Origin of the sequence: Kitasatospora sp. NPDC056651 (assembly GCF_042792155.1) — a bacterium.
GTDB lineage: Bacteria > Actinomycetota > Actinomycetes > Streptomycetales > Streptomycetaceae > Kitasatospora.
Genome location: NZ_JBHTWX010000060.1, coordinates 38623 through 52401, shown reverse-complemented (window position 1 = coordinate 52401; position 13779 = coordinate 38623). Strand labels below are relative to the sequence as shown.

Below are 13779 nucleotides of genomic sequence, written 5' to 3'. Positions count from 1 at the left end.
AGGAACGGACGCTTCCTTCGGACTGCCTTCCAGCAGGCCCTCCGGGCTTCGTTCTTTCGTGTTTCCAGCTTACCAGACGCTTTCCGCTCCGTTTTCCGGAGTTTCATTCATCGGATTTGCTTTCCGCTTTGTCCGCCCCGGTCTCCCGCGGCGACTCCGGAACTGTACGGGCACCGGCCCGCCACATGCAAATCGTCCCGCCCTGCTCTCGCAGGACGGGACGATCTTGTTCCGGCACCGTCAGGCACGGCCCATCTCTTCGACGATGGCCTCCACGAAGGCGTCGATGTCGGCCTCCGTGGTGTCGAAGGAGCACATCCAGCGCACCTCTCCGGTGTGCTCGTTCCAGAAGTAGAAGCGGTAGCGCTTCTGGAGCCGCTCGCTCACCTCGCGCGGAAGGATCGCGAACACCGCGTTCGCCTGGACCGGGCGGACCAGCTCGATGCCGTCGATCTCGCGGACCGCGGCCTCCAGGCGGCGGGCCATCGCGTTGGCGTGGCCGGCGTTGCGCAGGTACAGGTCGTCGGAGAGCAACGCCTCGAACTGGACCGAGGCGAAGCGCATCTTCGAGGCGAGCTGCATCGAGGTCTTGCGCAGGTACTTGATGTTGCGCACCCGCTCGGGGTTGAGCACCACCACGACCTCGCCGAACAGCAGGCCGTTCTTCGTCCCGCCGAAGGACAGCACGTCGACGCCGACATCGGTGGTGAAGGCGCGCAGCGGCTGGCCGAGCGAGGCGGCGGCGTTGGCGAGCCGGGAGCCGTCCACGTGGACGAGCATGCCCAGCTGGTGGGCGTGCTCGGTGATCGCGCGGATCTCGTCGACGGTGTAGAGGGTGCCGAGCTCGGTGCTCTGGGTGATGGAGACCGCGAGCGGCTGCGCGCGGTGCTCGTCACCGAAGCCAAAGGCCTCCTGGTCGAGGAGTTCGGGGGTGAGCTTGCCGTCCGGAGTGGGGACGGTGAGCAGCTTGATGCCGCCCATCTTCTCCGGGGCGCCGCCCTCGTCCACGTGGATGTGGGCCGTCTGGGCGCAGACCACCGCGCCCCAGCGCGGGAGCAGCGATTGGAGGGCCACCACGTTGGCGCCGGTGCCGTTGAAGACCGGGTAGGCCTCCGCCTTCTCGCCGAAGTGGCGGCGGAAAACGTCCTGCAGGTGTGCCGTGTAGTCGTCCTCGCCGTAGGCGACCTGGTGGCCACCGTTGGCGAGGGCGATCGCGGCGAGGACCTCGGGGTGCACGCCCGCGTAGTTGTCGCTGGCGAAGCCGCGGACGGCGGGGTCGTGCCGCCGTACCGCGTCCGTACGGGTGAGGTCGGTCATCGAGCTGTCAGCCACAGGTGCTGTCCGTTCAGTTCTGCTGCGGGGCGGTCCCAGAGGCCCGCCAGGTGTCCGGCGAGGTCGGCCGTGTCGGTGAAACCGGCGAACTTCGCCTCCGGCTTCTCCGCCCGCATCTCCGGGCTGACCAGCGCCTTGATGACCAGGATCGCAGCCGCGGCGGTGGGCTCGCCGTCGGGGGCGGTGGTCTCCTTCTTGAAGGAGTCGGCCATGGCGAGGGTCCACGCCTCGGTGGCGGCCTTGGCGGCGGCGTAGGCGGCGCCGCCGGCGGTGGGCTTGTGCGCGGCCGCGGCGGAGATCATCGCGTAGCGGCCGGCGGAGCTGCGGACCAGCGCGGGCTGGAAGGCGAGCGAGGTGTGCTGGAGGGTGCGCACGACGGTGTCGTGCAGGAAGTCCCAGTCGTCCAGCCGGGTGTCGAAGAAGGTCTTGCCGCCGCGCCAGCCGCCGACCAGGTGGAACAGGCCGTCGACGTGGCCGTGCTCGGACTCCAGGTGGTCGGCCCAGTCGTGGACCTCCTGCGGGTCGAGCAGGTCGATCACCTGGCCGCTGACCTTCGCTCCGCGGACGGCCACCCGGGTGGCGTCCAGCGCGGACTCCAGGCGCTGGGCGTCGATGTCGGCGCCGATCACGGTGGCGCCGTCGGCGGTGAGGCGGCGCAGCACGGCGCGGCCGGCCGGGCCGCTGGCTCCGGCGACGGCGATGACCTTGCCGGCGAGCGGGGCGTTGGTGGAGGTGGTCACGCGGCGACTCCCTGGGTCCCGGCGCCGGTGATGCCGGCGGTGGCGGCGATGACGCCGCTCAGCTTCTTGTTGAGGGCCTCGTAGAACATGCTCAGCGGGAACTCGTCCGGGACCACGGCGTCGCACAGGGCCTTGTTGAGGGCCTTGCCGTCGGTGATGTCCAGCGGCAGGGCCTCGGGGCCCTTCGCCCAGGTGGAGGCCGGGTGCGGGGTGAGGTAGCGGGAGACCAGCTCGTAGGCGGCGATCCAGTGGGCCGACTTCGGCCGGTCGATGCCGTCGCGGTACAGGGTCTCGATCTCGGCGCAGAGCGCGTTGGTGACCTTCGGGGCACGCTCCCAGTCGATGCTGAGGCGGTTGTCGCGCCAGCGCAGCGCGTCGTGCTTGTGCAGGTAGGCGAAGAGCAGCTGGCCGCCCATGCCGTCGTAGTTGCGCACCCGGTCGCCGGAGACCGGGAAGCGGAACAGGCGGTCGAAGAGGACCGCGTACTGGACGTCGCGGGCGTGCGGGTTGCCCTCGGCCTCCAGCTGCACCGCCTCCTTGAAGGTGGTGAGGTCGCAGCGGAGCTCCTCCAGGCCGTACATCCAGAACGGGCTGCGCTGCTTGATCATGAAGGGGTCGAACGGCAGGTCGCCGTGGCTGTGGGTGCGGTCGTGGATCAGGTCCCACAGGACGAAGGTCTCCTGCGCGCGCTGCTGGTCCTGGAGCAGGCCCTCGGCGTCGGCCGGGATCTCCAGGCCGAGCTGCTGGACGGCGCTGGTGGAGACGGCGCGGAAGCGGGCGGCCTCGCGGTCGCAGAAGATGCCGCCCCAGGTGAAACGTTCCGGCGCCTTGCGCACGGCGACCGTCTCGGGGAAGAGCACGGCGGAGTTGGTGTCGTAGCCGGCGGTGAAGTCCGTGAAGGTGATCGGCACGAACATCGGGTTGTCGAAGCGAGTGCGCTCGAGCTCGGCCAGCCAGTCGGGCCACACGACGGTCAGCAGGACGGCTTCCAGGTTGCGGTCCGGGTTGCCGTTCTGGGTGTACATCGGGAACACGACCAGGTGCTCCAGCCCGTCCTCGCGCTGGTCGGCGGGGTGGAAGGCGAGCAGCGAGTCCAGGAAGTCGGGCTCGCGGTAGCCGGTGTCGGCCCACTTGGCGAGGTCCGCGTCGACGGCGGCCAGGTAGGCGGCGTCGTGCGGGAAGTTCGGAGCGAGCTCCTCGATGGCGGCGCGGACGGTGGCGACCAGCGGGTCGACGGTGTGCCGCTGGACAGCGGACAGGTCGATCGAGCCGTCCTTGGACTGGAGCGGGCGCAGCGTCTCGACGGCCTCCTTCAGGCGCAGCCAGGCCGGGTGGCCGGCGAGGGTCGGGACCGGGGCGTCGGCCGCCACAGCGAGCCTTGGCGAAAGATTCTGCATCGTGGACTCACTTCGACAGGAGTTATTTCAACGGGAACACCATAAGTACGAAAGGTTCTCCCGTTCAAGGGGGGCATGGCCGACAAAGTTCCGGCGCGCCGCCGCTTCGGCGCCGAATCCTTCGGCGGGAAGGGGGTTGTCCGGCATGTGGACAGTGATCTGGAGGTTCTGGACAGATGTGCCGTTCTGATGCGAACCTCCCGGCATGCTCCCGGCGGTGATCACGGTGGCCGAATGCCACGACAACCCCTTCCGGGTGCCCTCCCGTCGGCAGGTCGGCCGTCGCTGTCGCGCGCGCGGCCTCCGCTGCCGCTGTCGCCGCTGCTGTTGACCGGCCGCCGCTTCGGCCGCTGCCGATCCGGCTCGGGGGGCGCCGCGGACGCGGGCCCGTACGCCGACCATGCCGCGTGTGTTCCGGCACCGCCACCGGGGGGAAGTGACCCGCCGGGCTGCGGGCCGCCGACCACGGCCCTCCCGCGCCCTCCCCTCTGTTCCCGTCCCGCCGGTCCTTCCCTGGAGCCCCGCCATGACCATCCGCAAGCCGTCCGTCGTACTGCCCCTCGCCGCGCTGGTCGCCGCCGCGGCCGCGCTGACCGCCTGCGCGCCGCAGGACTCGAAGTCCGACGCCGCTTCCGGCGCTCCGGGCGCAGCCGGGTCGGCGACGAGCTGCGCGCCCGGGGCGCTGGCGACGCGCACCGCCGGGACGCTCACCGTCGGTACCGACAAGCCCGCCTACGACCCGTGGTTCTCCGACGACAAGCCGGAGAACGGCAAGGGCTTCGAATCCGCCGTGGCCTACGCGGTGGCGGAGAAGCTGGGCTACCCGAAGGAGAAGGTCAGCTGGGTGGTCGCGCCGTTCAACAAGGCGACCGCCCCGGGCGCCAAGGACTTCGACTTCGACCTCAACCAGGTGTCCATCAGCGACGAGCGCAAGCAGGCGGTGGACTTCTCCTCCGGCTACTACGACGTGCGCCAGGCCGTCATCGCGCTGAAGAACTCCAAGGCGGCGAACGCCAAGAGCATCGCCGACCTCAAGGACGCCAAGCTCGGCGCCCAGGTCGGCACCACGAGCCTGGACACCATCACCGACACCATCAAGCCGAGCACCCGGCCGGCCGTCTTCGACTCCAACGACCTGGCCAAGGCCGCGCTGAAGAACGGCCAGGTCGAGGCCCTGGTGGTGGACCTGCCGACCGCCTTCTACATCACCGGCGCCGAGGTGCCGGAGGCCCAGGTGGTCGGTCAGTTCGAGACGACGGCCAAGGCCGAGCAGTTCGGCCTGGTGCTGGACAAGGGCTCCAAGCTGACGGGCTGCGTCTCGCAGGCGGTGGACGCGCTGCGCGCCGACGGCACGCTGGCGAAGCTGGAGAAGCAGTGGCTGTCCGACGCCGTCTCGGCACCGGTGCTGAAGTGAGCACAGAGCTGAGTCCCGAGACGGGCGGGGACGTCCCGGGCCGTGCGACGGGCGCCGCGGCGGGCGGGGACGGACCGGGTCCCGCGGCGGTGGGGCCGGCCAAGTCGCTCGCGCCGGTGGCCCAGGACGACTACCACCCGTCCGAGCGGCGGCTGGCGCACGAGGCGTACCGGCGGGACCGGGCCCGCCGCTCGGCGCTGATCGCCGCCGCGTCGACCCTGGCGACGGCGACCGTCCTCTATCTCCTGGTCGTCAACTCCCCTGGCTGGGAGGTGACTCGACGGACCTTCTTCAACCTCGACTACGCCCGCCAGGCGCTGCCCGAGGTGCTGAAGGGGCTGCGGCTCAACCTGGAGCTGATGCTCGGCTGCGGGGTGCTGATCCTGCTGTTCGGGCTGCTGCTGGCGGTGCTGCGGACCCTGTGTGGGCCGGTCTTCCTGCCGGTGCGGCTGCTGGCCACCGCGTACGTGGACTTCTTCCTCGGGCTGCCGATGATCATCTGCCTGCTGGTGATGATCACCGGGGTCCCCGCGCTCCGGCTGACCGGGGTGACCACTGATCCGCTGCTGCTGGGCGGCGCCGCGCTGGTGCTCACGTACTCGGCGTACGTGTCGGAGGTGTTCCGCTCCGGCATCGAGTCGGTGCACCCGAGCCAGCGGGCCGCGGCGCGATCGCTGGGGCTCACCAACGCGCAGGCGATGCGGTACGTGGTGCTGCCGCAGGCCGTCCGGCGGGTGGTGCCGCCGCTGCTCAACAACCTGGTGAGCCTCCAGAAGGACACCGGCCTGGTCTCGATCGGCGGCGCGATCGACGCGGTGTACGCGGCGAAGATCATCGCGTCCCGGTCCTTCAACTTCACCCCGTACCTGGTGGCCGGGCTGGTGTTCATCGTGCTGACCATTCCGCTGACCCGGTTCGCCGACTGGCTGACCGGCCGGATGAACCGCCGCCAGCTCCAGGGAGGTGCGGTGTGACGTCGAACGAGGTGCTCCGGCTGGAGTCGGTGCGCAAGACCTTCGGCAGCCAGCTGGTGCTGCGCGACGTGGACCTCGGTGTGGCCGAGCACTCGGTGACGGCGCTGATCGGGGCGTCCGGCTCGGGCAAGTCCACGCTGATGCGGTGCGTCAACCTGCTGGAGGGGATCGACGACGGAGCGATCTTCCTGGACGGCGAGGAGATCACCGATCCGCGCGCGGACGAGGACGCCGTGCGGCGCCGGATCGGTGTGGTGTTCCAGTCGTACAACCTGTTCCCGCACCTGACGGTGCTGGAGAACATCACGCTCGCCCCGCGCCGGGTGCACCGGGTCGCCCGGGCCGAGGCGGAGGCGCGGGCACTGGAGCTGCTGGACCGGCTCGGGCTGGCGGCCAAGGCGAAGGAGTACCCGGACCGCCTCTCCGGCGGACAGCAGCAGCGGGTCGCCATCGTGCGCGCGCTGGCCACCGGGCCCCGGCTGCTGCTCCTGGACGAGATCACCGCGGCGCTCGACCCGGTGCTGGTCGGTGAGGTGCTGTCGGTGGTGCGGGACCTCAAGGAGCAGGGGATGACGATGGTCATCTCCACCCATGAGATGGGCTTCGCCCGCGAGGTCGCCGACCGGGTCTGTTTCCTGGACGGTGGGGTGGTGCTCGAACAGGGGCCGCCTGAGCAGGTGTTCGGCGACCCGCAGGAGGAACGGACCCGGCAGTTCCTCGGCCGGGTGGTCGCCTCGGGTCGGCTCCAGGGCTGAGCCTTCGACCGGTCGGGCCGCCGGCCGGGGTGGGCGGGGCGACGGGGCTACAGGGGCGTGCGACCCGGTGTGCGGCCGAGGATTTCACAACGACGGGCACCACCGTGCGCCCCTGTACGCGCCCTGGCCGCATCCGGCCGGGTGCGGTGATCGTGGGACCGGACGTCCGTCGCCGCGTACGAGAGGGCGGCGGACAGCCGACAGCGAACAGATGACAGATGACAGATGACAGATTTCATCATCTGTTCGCTGTTCACTGACACCTGTTCGCCGTTCGCCGCCCTCCGCGCCCACCGCCCCGGGAGGCCGCCGTTGCACGGACCCGCCCTGGTCAACTGGCTCCTCGCCCTCCTCACCACCGGCGCCGGAGCCTCCTGCCTGATCCGGCTGCGCCACTCCCCCTGCACCCCGGGCGGCGCGCACCCTGCGCTCGCCCGCGAGTCCGACGCCGCCGAGGCCCTGATGGGCCTCGGGATGGCCGCGATGGCCGTCACCGGCGCCACCGTTCCGGCCACCGTCTGGGCCGGACTCTTCGCCCTTCCCGCGACCGCCTTCCTGTTCGCCGCCGCCCACGCCCCGGCCGGCCGGGTGCACCGACTGCACCACGCGGTCGGTGCACTCGCCATGACGTACATGGCCATCGCGATGGCAGCCGCCTCCGGCGGTGACCACCACCACGCCGCCTCCCTGGGCCTGCCGGTGCTGACCGGTACCCTCCTCGTCTACTTCGGCGGGTACGCCCTGTGGACCGGCAGCCGACTGCTGCGCACCCCGACGGGCGCCCTCGCGCTGGGCACCGCCGGCCTGCCGCAGGCCTGCCGGCTCGCCATGGGCATCGGCATGTTCGCCATGCTCCTGACCATGTGACGACCACCCGCCACGCCCGGCCGGCACCCCAAGACCCCCACCCGGGCGTGGCGTTGGTCACTGGCCCGTCGAAAGCCGTTCCACCGGACCTCGCCAGCACGTAGGTTGGCCGGGAGCGCGCTGTCGCGCTCCGTGCGTACTCGGGGAGCCCATCGATGCCCGCCCTGCTCGGCCTGCTGCTGCTCGGACTGCTGCTCTCGACCGTCTCGCCCAGGCTGCTGACCCGGGCCCGCTGGGCGGAGCGCGAACCGGTGCTGGCCCTGCTGGTGTGGCAGTGCCTGGTGGTGGCGGTGCTGCTCTGCTGCGCACTTGCCCTGCTGCTGGCCGCTTCCGCCGCCCTGCCGGAGCTGCGCGCGCTGGTGTTCGCGGGCGCGCCGCACGGCGTCGAGGCGGCGTACGGCCTCCAGGACGCCGAGGGCTGGGGTCGGCTGTGCGCCGCGGTGCTCGCGGCCGGCGGGCTGCAGACGGTGCTGGCGCTCACCCGGGAGGTCCGGACGGCCAAGGCCCTGCGCCATCGGCGGCACGCCCAACTGGCGACCCGGGCACCGGAGTTGCCCGGAAGCATCGAGACCGCCCGCAGCCGCCGGGAACGGCTGGTGGTGCTGGAGAACGTCCGCCCGGAAGCATGGTCGCTGCCCGGACCGGACTCCCGGCTGGTGGTCACCACCGGCGCCCTCCAGCAGTTGACCGACCGGGAACTGGCGGCCGTGCTGAGCCACGAACGCGGCCACGTGCGGGCCCGCCACCACTGGCTCCAGCAGTTCGCCCAGGCCCTCGCCTCCGGCTTCCCCGGGGTCGGCGTGTTCAGCGCCTTCCGGAACCAGGTGGCGGAGCTGGTCGAGCTGGCCGCCGACGACCGGGCCGCCCGCCGGCACGGCCGGCACACCACCGCCCTCGCACTGGCCGAACTCAACCTGGACCGGGGGGTGTTCGGCTCCTGTCCGCCCGGCCTGGCACAGTCCCCGAAGCGGGTCGACCGGCTGCTCGCGGGCCGACCGCGACTCTCCGTTCCGCACCGGCTGCGGCTCACCGTCGCGGCACTCGCCACGCCCGCAGTGGTCGTCCTGCTGGCAGCAGCTCCAGGCCTGCACTCGCTGATCTGAGTCCGATTCCGCGCCCAGCGCCGCACACTTGACGACCAATCAGTCAGGTCGTCGACCAAGGTCCGCCGGCCGGGGGTCATCGGCCGGGTCCCGTCAGCCCGAGGGGGTCTCGCAGGCCCGACCGAGTCCGCCACCGAGGCCGCCACCGAGGGTCAGCGCCAGCACTTCACGGTGGAGCGGCCTGGCCTGCTCGTAGCGCTCCCGGCCGGCCTCGGTCAGGGTGAGCTGGACACCCCGCCGGTCGTTCTCGCACATCGCGCGGACGACCAGTCCGGCCTTCTCCAGCCGGGCGATCAGCCGCGAGAGCGCGCTCTGGCTCAGATGGACGGTCGGGGCCAGCTCGGCGACCCGCACGGCGTACCCGTCGCCCCTGCACCCCTCGACGAGACGCTCCAGCACCTCGAACTCGCTCATGCCCAGCCCGTACCGCTCGCCCAGCTCGCGATCGAGCGTGCAGGCGGCGGAGGCATGCCGAGCCAGCAGCTCGCGCCACTGCGCAACAAGACCGGCTTCCGCCGGGGAGTCGAGTTCAGCCACGCCGCCACCCTAGCATATGCATCGGCAATTATTGCGTTAACATTTAATTCACTTGCATTGAATGCACACGCATGTACTGTGCTCCCCATGACCACCGCGACCGTCACGCCCCATGACGCCACGTCAACCACCGGGCCGCACTGGACTCCCCGCCTCTGGGGCACCCTGATCGTGCTCTGCGCCGCCATGTTCCTGGACGCCCTGGACGTCTCCATGGTGGGCGTCGCACTCCCCTCCATCGGCTCCGACCTGCACCTGTCCACCTCGGCCCTGCAATGGGTGGTCTCCGGCTATGTTCTCGGCTACGGCGGACTGCTGCTGCTCGGCGGGCGCGCCGCCGACCTGCTCGGCCGCCGCCGGGTGTTCCTGGTGGCCCTGGGCGTCTTCGCCGCCGCCTCGCTGGTCGGCGGCCTGGTCGACGACGGCGGACTGCTGATAGCGGCCCGCTTCCTCAAGGGCGTCAGCGCCGCCTTCACCGCTCCGGCCGGCCTGTCGATCATCACCACGACCTTCGCGGAGGGCCCGGCCCGCAACCGCGCGCTGTCGATCTACACCACCTGCGGCGCCAGCGGCTTCTCCCTCGGCCTGGTACTCAGCGGACTGCTCACCTCGGTCGGCTGGCGCTGGACCTTCCTGATGCCCGTCCCGGTCGCCCTGCTCGCCCTGCTCTTCGCGGTCCGACTGCTCCCCCGCCCGGTCGAGGAGCGCGCCAAGGGCGGCTACGACATCCTGGGCGCGATCACCGGCACCTCGACCGTGCTGCTGCTGGTCTTCACCGTGACCGAGGCCCAGGGCGCCGGCTGGCTGAGCCTGCGCACCCTCGGCTCACTGCTCGTCGTCGCCGTGCTGGCCGCCGCCTTCCTGCTGGTGGAGAGCCGCACCGCACACCCGTTGGTCCGGCTCGGCATCTTCCGCAACGGCTCGGTCGCCCGGGCCAACGTGGTCGCCTTCGCGATGACCGGCGCGTACGGCGGGTTCCAGTTCGTGGTCACCCTCTACCTCCAGCACCTGCTCGGCTGGTCGGCGCTGGAGATGGCCCTCGGGCTGCTCCCGGCCGGGGCGTTCATCGCGCTGTCGGCACCCTTCATGGGCCCGATCGTGGACCGCTTCGGCACCGGGCGGCTGCTGCCGGTCGGTCTGCTCTCACTGGTCGCCGCGTTCGCGCTGTTCCTGCGGCTGGACGAGCACAGCTCGTACCTCGGCCTGGTGCTGCCCTCGATGCTGCTGCTCGGCGTGGGCTTCGCGTTCGCCTTCCCCTCGGTGAACATCGCCGCCACCGACGGCGTGTCCGACGAGGAGCAGGGCCTGGCCTCGGGTCTGGTGAACACCGCGATCCAGGTCGGCACCGCGGTGGTGCTGGCCGGGGCGACCGCGATGATCACGGCCGGCAGCGCGGGCGGCGACAGCCCGCAGGCCCAGCTGGACGGCTACCGTCCGGCCCTGCTGCTCGTCACGGTGGTCGCCTTGGTCGGCCTGGTGGTCGCGGCGGCGGGTGCCGTGGTGGACCGGCGCCGGAACGCAACTCCCGTGCGGGTGACGAACCATGATGGCCCGTCGGACGAGTCGACCGCGGCCCCGGCCCGGGCCGAGGTCCTGGTCAAGCGCTGACGAAGGCCCCCGCAGCCCACGTGCGGCCTCCGGGCCTCCGGGCCATGGTGCCGGCTCCACCAAACCCCCGTGTTGGTGGAGCCGGCCGTCTTCGTGGCGGCCGCCGCCCGGGCAGCGCCCGTCGGGGCACGGTTCCCCGGTGCGGCTGTCGGCTCCGCAAGTATATTGGCCTGGAGCCAACGAACGTTCGGAGCAGACACGATGGCACCTCGCGGGGATTCGGTCAATGAGGAGATGCGGCAACGCTCCCGCCGGCGCATCATGCGGGCCACCGTCGAGCTGGTCGACCGGTACGGCTACGCGGGCACCACGCTGACCGACATCGCCGAGCGGGCCGGGCTCGCCCGCGGACTGCTCTCGTACTACTTCGACGGAAAACGGCTGCTGATGCAGTCCGCGACGCACCGGATGATGCACCAGTCGCTGTCCGTCGCGCTGGCGGAACTGGCGCCCGGCTCCTCCCCCGAAGCCCGGCTGGCCCGGGCGATCGACACCGTCCTCGGACTGGCGATGGACCACCCCCGGGTGATGCGCTCGCACCTGGCGCTGATCCTCGACCCGGACACCGGCGCCTTCGTCCAGGACCCCGAGCAGCAGCAGCTCGGCGCCATCCTCCAGGGCCTGCTGCGCGACTGGGGCGCACCCGATCCGATCGCCGAGCACGCGGTGCTGCGCAGCGCGCTGATGGGGGGCTGCATCGGAGTGCTGCTGCCGGGCGCCGAGATCCCGCTGGCGCCGATCCGGGCCGACCTCTTCCGCCGCTACGACCTGGACTGGGAGCTGGGCCTCCCGCCGCAGCCGGGCCCGCCGGAACGCGAAAGGCCGCCGGCCCGCGGCTGACGGCGGGTGGGCGGCCTGGCGACCGGCTGCCGAGGGGCCTCGCGAGGGAGGGGGTCTCACAGGCTCCCGACGGCAGCGGCTCAGCGTTCCTTCAGGATCGAGGCGAGCAGGTCGATGGTGCGCTCGGGCGTGAGACTGTCCACGCAGAGCCGCTCCATGACCTGGATGTAGGCGTCCACGTCGTCCCGCTTGTCCAGGTAGAGCGCGCTGGTGAGCTGCTCCAGGTAGACCACGTCCGCGAGGTCCTGCTCCGGGAAGCGCAGGATCGTGAACGCCCCGGACTCGCCCGCGTGCGCGCCGAAGCGGAACGGCATGACCTGGATCACCACGTTGGCCTGCTCCGCGACGTCGATCAGGTACTGCACCTGACCGCGCATCACCTTGGGCCCGCCGACCGGCCGGCGCAGCGCGGCCTCGTCGATGACCGCCCACAGACGCGGGCTGGCGCCCTCGGTGAGCAGCTTCTGGCGGCGCAGCCGGAGGCTGACCCGGCGCTCCACCTCGTCCTCGCTGACGACCGGCCGACTCTGGCCGAAAACCGCCCGTGCGTACTCCTCGGACTGGAGCAGTCCGGGGATGAACTGCACCTCGTAGGTGCGGATCAGCTGGGCGGCCTCCTCCAGGCCGACGTAGGTCTGGAACCAGCCCGGCAGCACGTCGTTGAAGCTGTGCCACCAGCCGGACTTGTTGGCCTCGCGGACCAGGCCGAGCAGGGCTTCCCGCTCCATGCCGTCGTCCACGCCGTACAGGCTGAGCAGGTCGGCGACATCGCGCTCCTTGAAGCTGACGCGGCCGAGCTCCATGCGGCTGATCTTGGACTCGGAGGCCCGGATCGCGTACCCGGCGTCCTCGCGGGTGATGCCGCGCGCCTCACGTAGGCGCCGCAACTGCGAGCCGAGGAGGATCCGGCGGACCATCGAGCCGCCGCCCGGCTGAACTGTGGTCATGCGGTCGAAACCTCCACCTAGGGCAAACAGCGCACAGTCTGCCATCAGTTGAGCGCTCACGGTGCCGATACTGACGGATGTTCCTATCAGTTCTCCACTCCATGCACCAGGATGCACGTGCATCCGGCGCTTGCATATGCCAATAGTGCGACTGCACGTGAATCGACTCTTGCATCTGCAGTGAGCGCACACCACCATGGTGCACGTGCACCTGCACATCCCTGGCAATCCCGCGGGCTCCGCGTCGACCCCACGCGCGACTCCGTGCACCGACCCGACGACGTCCCCGCGTCATCGGGCGTTCGAGTGCGCGCGCGCCTGGTCGAGGGGCGGCCGAGCGGCCGAGCGAGTCGGAGGTGACCGGCATGACCCCGGCGGGTCCAGCCGTGTCCGCCCCCTTATGGGAGGAGCTCTTCATGAGCACCGGTACGGCTTTGGCGGTTGACCCCCATGTGGTCACCTGTACGCTCGCTCCTCGCTTCGAAGCCGTCAGAACCGCGCGCGACTTCGCTCGGACCACGCTCCAGCACTGGGGCCTGACGGAACTGTTCGACGACGTCGCGCTGGTGGCCTCGGAACTCGTGACCAACGCGCTCCGGCATGCGATCGGCGCACGGCCCGACCCGTCGGGCGGCGCCCAGGGCGAGTACGACTTTCCCATACAGCCGACCCCGGAGGGCCGGCTGCCGATCCGAATAAGCCTGGTGCACCGCGCGCCCCAGGTGGTCTGCGCGGTGAGCGATCCGAGCAGCCTCGGGCCGATCGCCCGGGAGGCCGACTTCGTCGCCGAATCGGGCCGCGGACTGCACCTGGTGGAGTCGTTCAGCCGCTCGTGGGGCTGGCACCCGCTGGGCAGCGGCAAGGTGGTCTGGGCGATGTTCGAGGCGGAGACGGTCGGCGGCTCCCCGCTGGACGGTCACCTGGAGCTCGGCGGTCGCTCACCTCTCGACGGCCCGGTCGACGCCGGCGGACGGCATCGGCGCTCGGCCTAGGACCGACACGGCGCCCGAGCCGGGCCCCGCCCCCGGGTCGGATCTCATGGCCGGACAGGTGTCATGGCCGGGTCGGCATCTGCGATCGGGGCGGGACGTACGGTCGGGTCAGGACCTGCGACCAGGAGCGGCCCTGCGTCCGGGTCAGGCTCCGTGGCGGACGGCGCGCGGCAGGTCGAGGAAGCCCCGGGAGGACCACACCCCGGGCCCTTCCACCAGGCCCCGCCGAAGCCCTTGCCACGCCGCGGCCCCGCGGGCCGTCCGGTCCACCGG

At 71.4% G+C, this 13779-nt stretch carries 13 protein-coding genes; 8 read left to right on the top strand and 5 right to left on the bottom strand.

What is annotated here, in order from left to right; all coding sequences use genetic code 11:
* Positions 1 to 240: 240 nt before the first annotated feature.
* Genes ACFRAR_RS22935 through ACFRAR_RS22925 form a run of 3 tightly spaced genes read right to left on the bottom strand, consistent with a single transcriptional unit; the run spans position 241 to position 3469 of the window.
* The gene (locus ACFRAR_RS22935) at positions 241 to 1317 is read right to left on the bottom strand and encodes a threonine aldolase family protein (RefSeq protein WP_380700002.1); all 1077 of its coding nucleotides are present in this window, start codon (positions 1315 to 1317) and stop codon (positions 241 to 243) included.
* On the bottom strand, positions 1314 to 2072 hold the full coding sequence (locus tag ACFRAR_RS22930) for an SDR family NAD(P)-dependent oxidoreductase (RefSeq protein WP_380699998.1): 759 nt from the start codon (positions 2070 to 2072) through the stop codon (positions 1314 to 1316). The genes ACFRAR_RS22935 and ACFRAR_RS22930 overlap by 4 nt, the downstream gene beginning before the upstream one ends.
* Positions 2069 to 3469 carry a DUF6421 family protein gene (locus ACFRAR_RS22925; RefSeq protein ID WP_380699997.1) on the bottom strand — a complete coding sequence of 467 codons (1401 nt, stop codon included), beginning with the start codon at positions 3467 to 3469 and terminating at the stop codon, positions 2069 to 2071. Before ACFRAR_RS22925 ends, ACFRAR_RS22930 begins: the two co-directional genes overlap by 4 nt.
* A 526-nt stretch (positions 3470 to 3995) precedes the next feature.
* On the opposite strand from ACFRAR_RS22925, the gene ACFRAR_RS22920 reads away from it, so the two are divergent.
* The 5 genes from ACFRAR_RS22920 to ACFRAR_RS22900 all read left to right on the top strand — a co-directional run bounded on the left by ACFRAR_RS22920 (position 3996) and on the right by ACFRAR_RS22900 (position 8582).
* Positions 3996 to 4883 (top strand): ABC transporter substrate-binding protein, encoded by an 888-nt coding sequence (locus tag ACFRAR_RS22920; RefSeq protein WP_380699996.1) that lies wholly within the window; start codon positions 3996 to 3998, stop codon positions 4881 to 4883.
* Positions 4884 to 4972: 89 nt separating this feature from the next.
* Complete coding sequence (locus ACFRAR_RS22915; RefSeq protein ID WP_380700001.1) at positions 4973 to 5857, top strand: amino acid ABC transporter permease; 885 nt, start codon at positions 4973 to 4975, stop codon at positions 5855 to 5857.
* On the top strand, positions 5854 to 6612 hold the full coding sequence (locus ACFRAR_RS22910) for an amino acid ABC transporter ATP-binding protein (RefSeq protein WP_380699995.1): 759 nt from the start codon (positions 5854 to 5856) through the stop codon (positions 6610 to 6612). Before ACFRAR_RS22915 ends, ACFRAR_RS22910 begins: the two co-directional genes overlap by 4 nt.
* Positions 6613 to 6837: 225 nt before the next feature.
* A complete protein-coding gene (locus ACFRAR_RS22905) occupies positions 6838 to 7479 on the top strand; it encodes a DUF5134 domain-containing protein (protein WP_380699994.1) in 642 nt (213 codons plus the stop codon).
* A 155-nt stretch (positions 7480 to 7634) separates the two neighbouring features.
* On the top strand, positions 7635 to 8582 hold the full coding sequence (locus ACFRAR_RS22900) for a M56 family metallopeptidase (RefSeq protein WP_380699993.1): 948 nt from the start codon (positions 7635 to 7637) through the stop codon (positions 8580 to 8582).
* A gap of 93 nt (positions 8583 to 8675) precedes the next feature.
* Here the strand turns inward: ACFRAR_RS22900 and ACFRAR_RS22895 are convergent, their stop codons facing one another.
* On the bottom strand, positions 8676 to 9119 hold the full coding sequence (locus ACFRAR_RS22895) for a MarR family winged helix-turn-helix transcriptional regulator (protein ID WP_380699992.1): 444 nt from the start codon (positions 9117 to 9119) through the stop codon (positions 8676 to 8678).
* Between the two features lie 87 nt (positions 9120 to 9206).
* Here ACFRAR_RS22895 and ACFRAR_RS22890 point away from each other — a divergent pair, with 87 nt between their 5' ends.
* The gene (locus ACFRAR_RS22890; protein ID WP_380699991.1) at positions 9207 to 10727 is read left to right on the top strand and encodes an MFS transporter; all 1521 of its coding nucleotides are present in this window, start codon (positions 9207 to 9209) and stop codon (positions 10725 to 10727) included.
* Positions 10728 to 10961: 234 nt separating this feature from the next.
* Positions 10962 to 11567 (top strand): TetR/AcrR family transcriptional regulator, encoded by a 606-nt coding sequence (locus ACFRAR_RS22885; RefSeq protein ID WP_380699990.1) that lies wholly within the window; start codon positions 10962 to 10964, stop codon positions 11565 to 11567.
* 80 nt (positions 11568 to 11647) lie between these two features.
* Here the strand turns inward: ACFRAR_RS22885 and ACFRAR_RS22880 are convergent, their stop codons facing one another.
* Positions 11648 to 12514, bottom strand: coding sequence for a helix-turn-helix domain-containing protein (locus ACFRAR_RS22880; protein ID WP_380699989.1), 867 nt, complete (start codon positions 12512 to 12514; stop codon positions 11648 to 11650).
* Between the two features lie 416 nt (positions 12515 to 12930).
* Here ACFRAR_RS22880 and ACFRAR_RS22875 point away from each other — a divergent pair, with 416 nt between their 5' ends.
* Complete coding sequence (locus ACFRAR_RS22875) at positions 12931 to 13506, top strand: ATP-binding protein (protein ID WP_380699988.1); 576 nt, start codon at positions 12931 to 12933, stop codon at positions 13504 to 13506.
* The last annotated feature ends 273 nt before the right edge of the window (positions 13507 to 13779 follow it).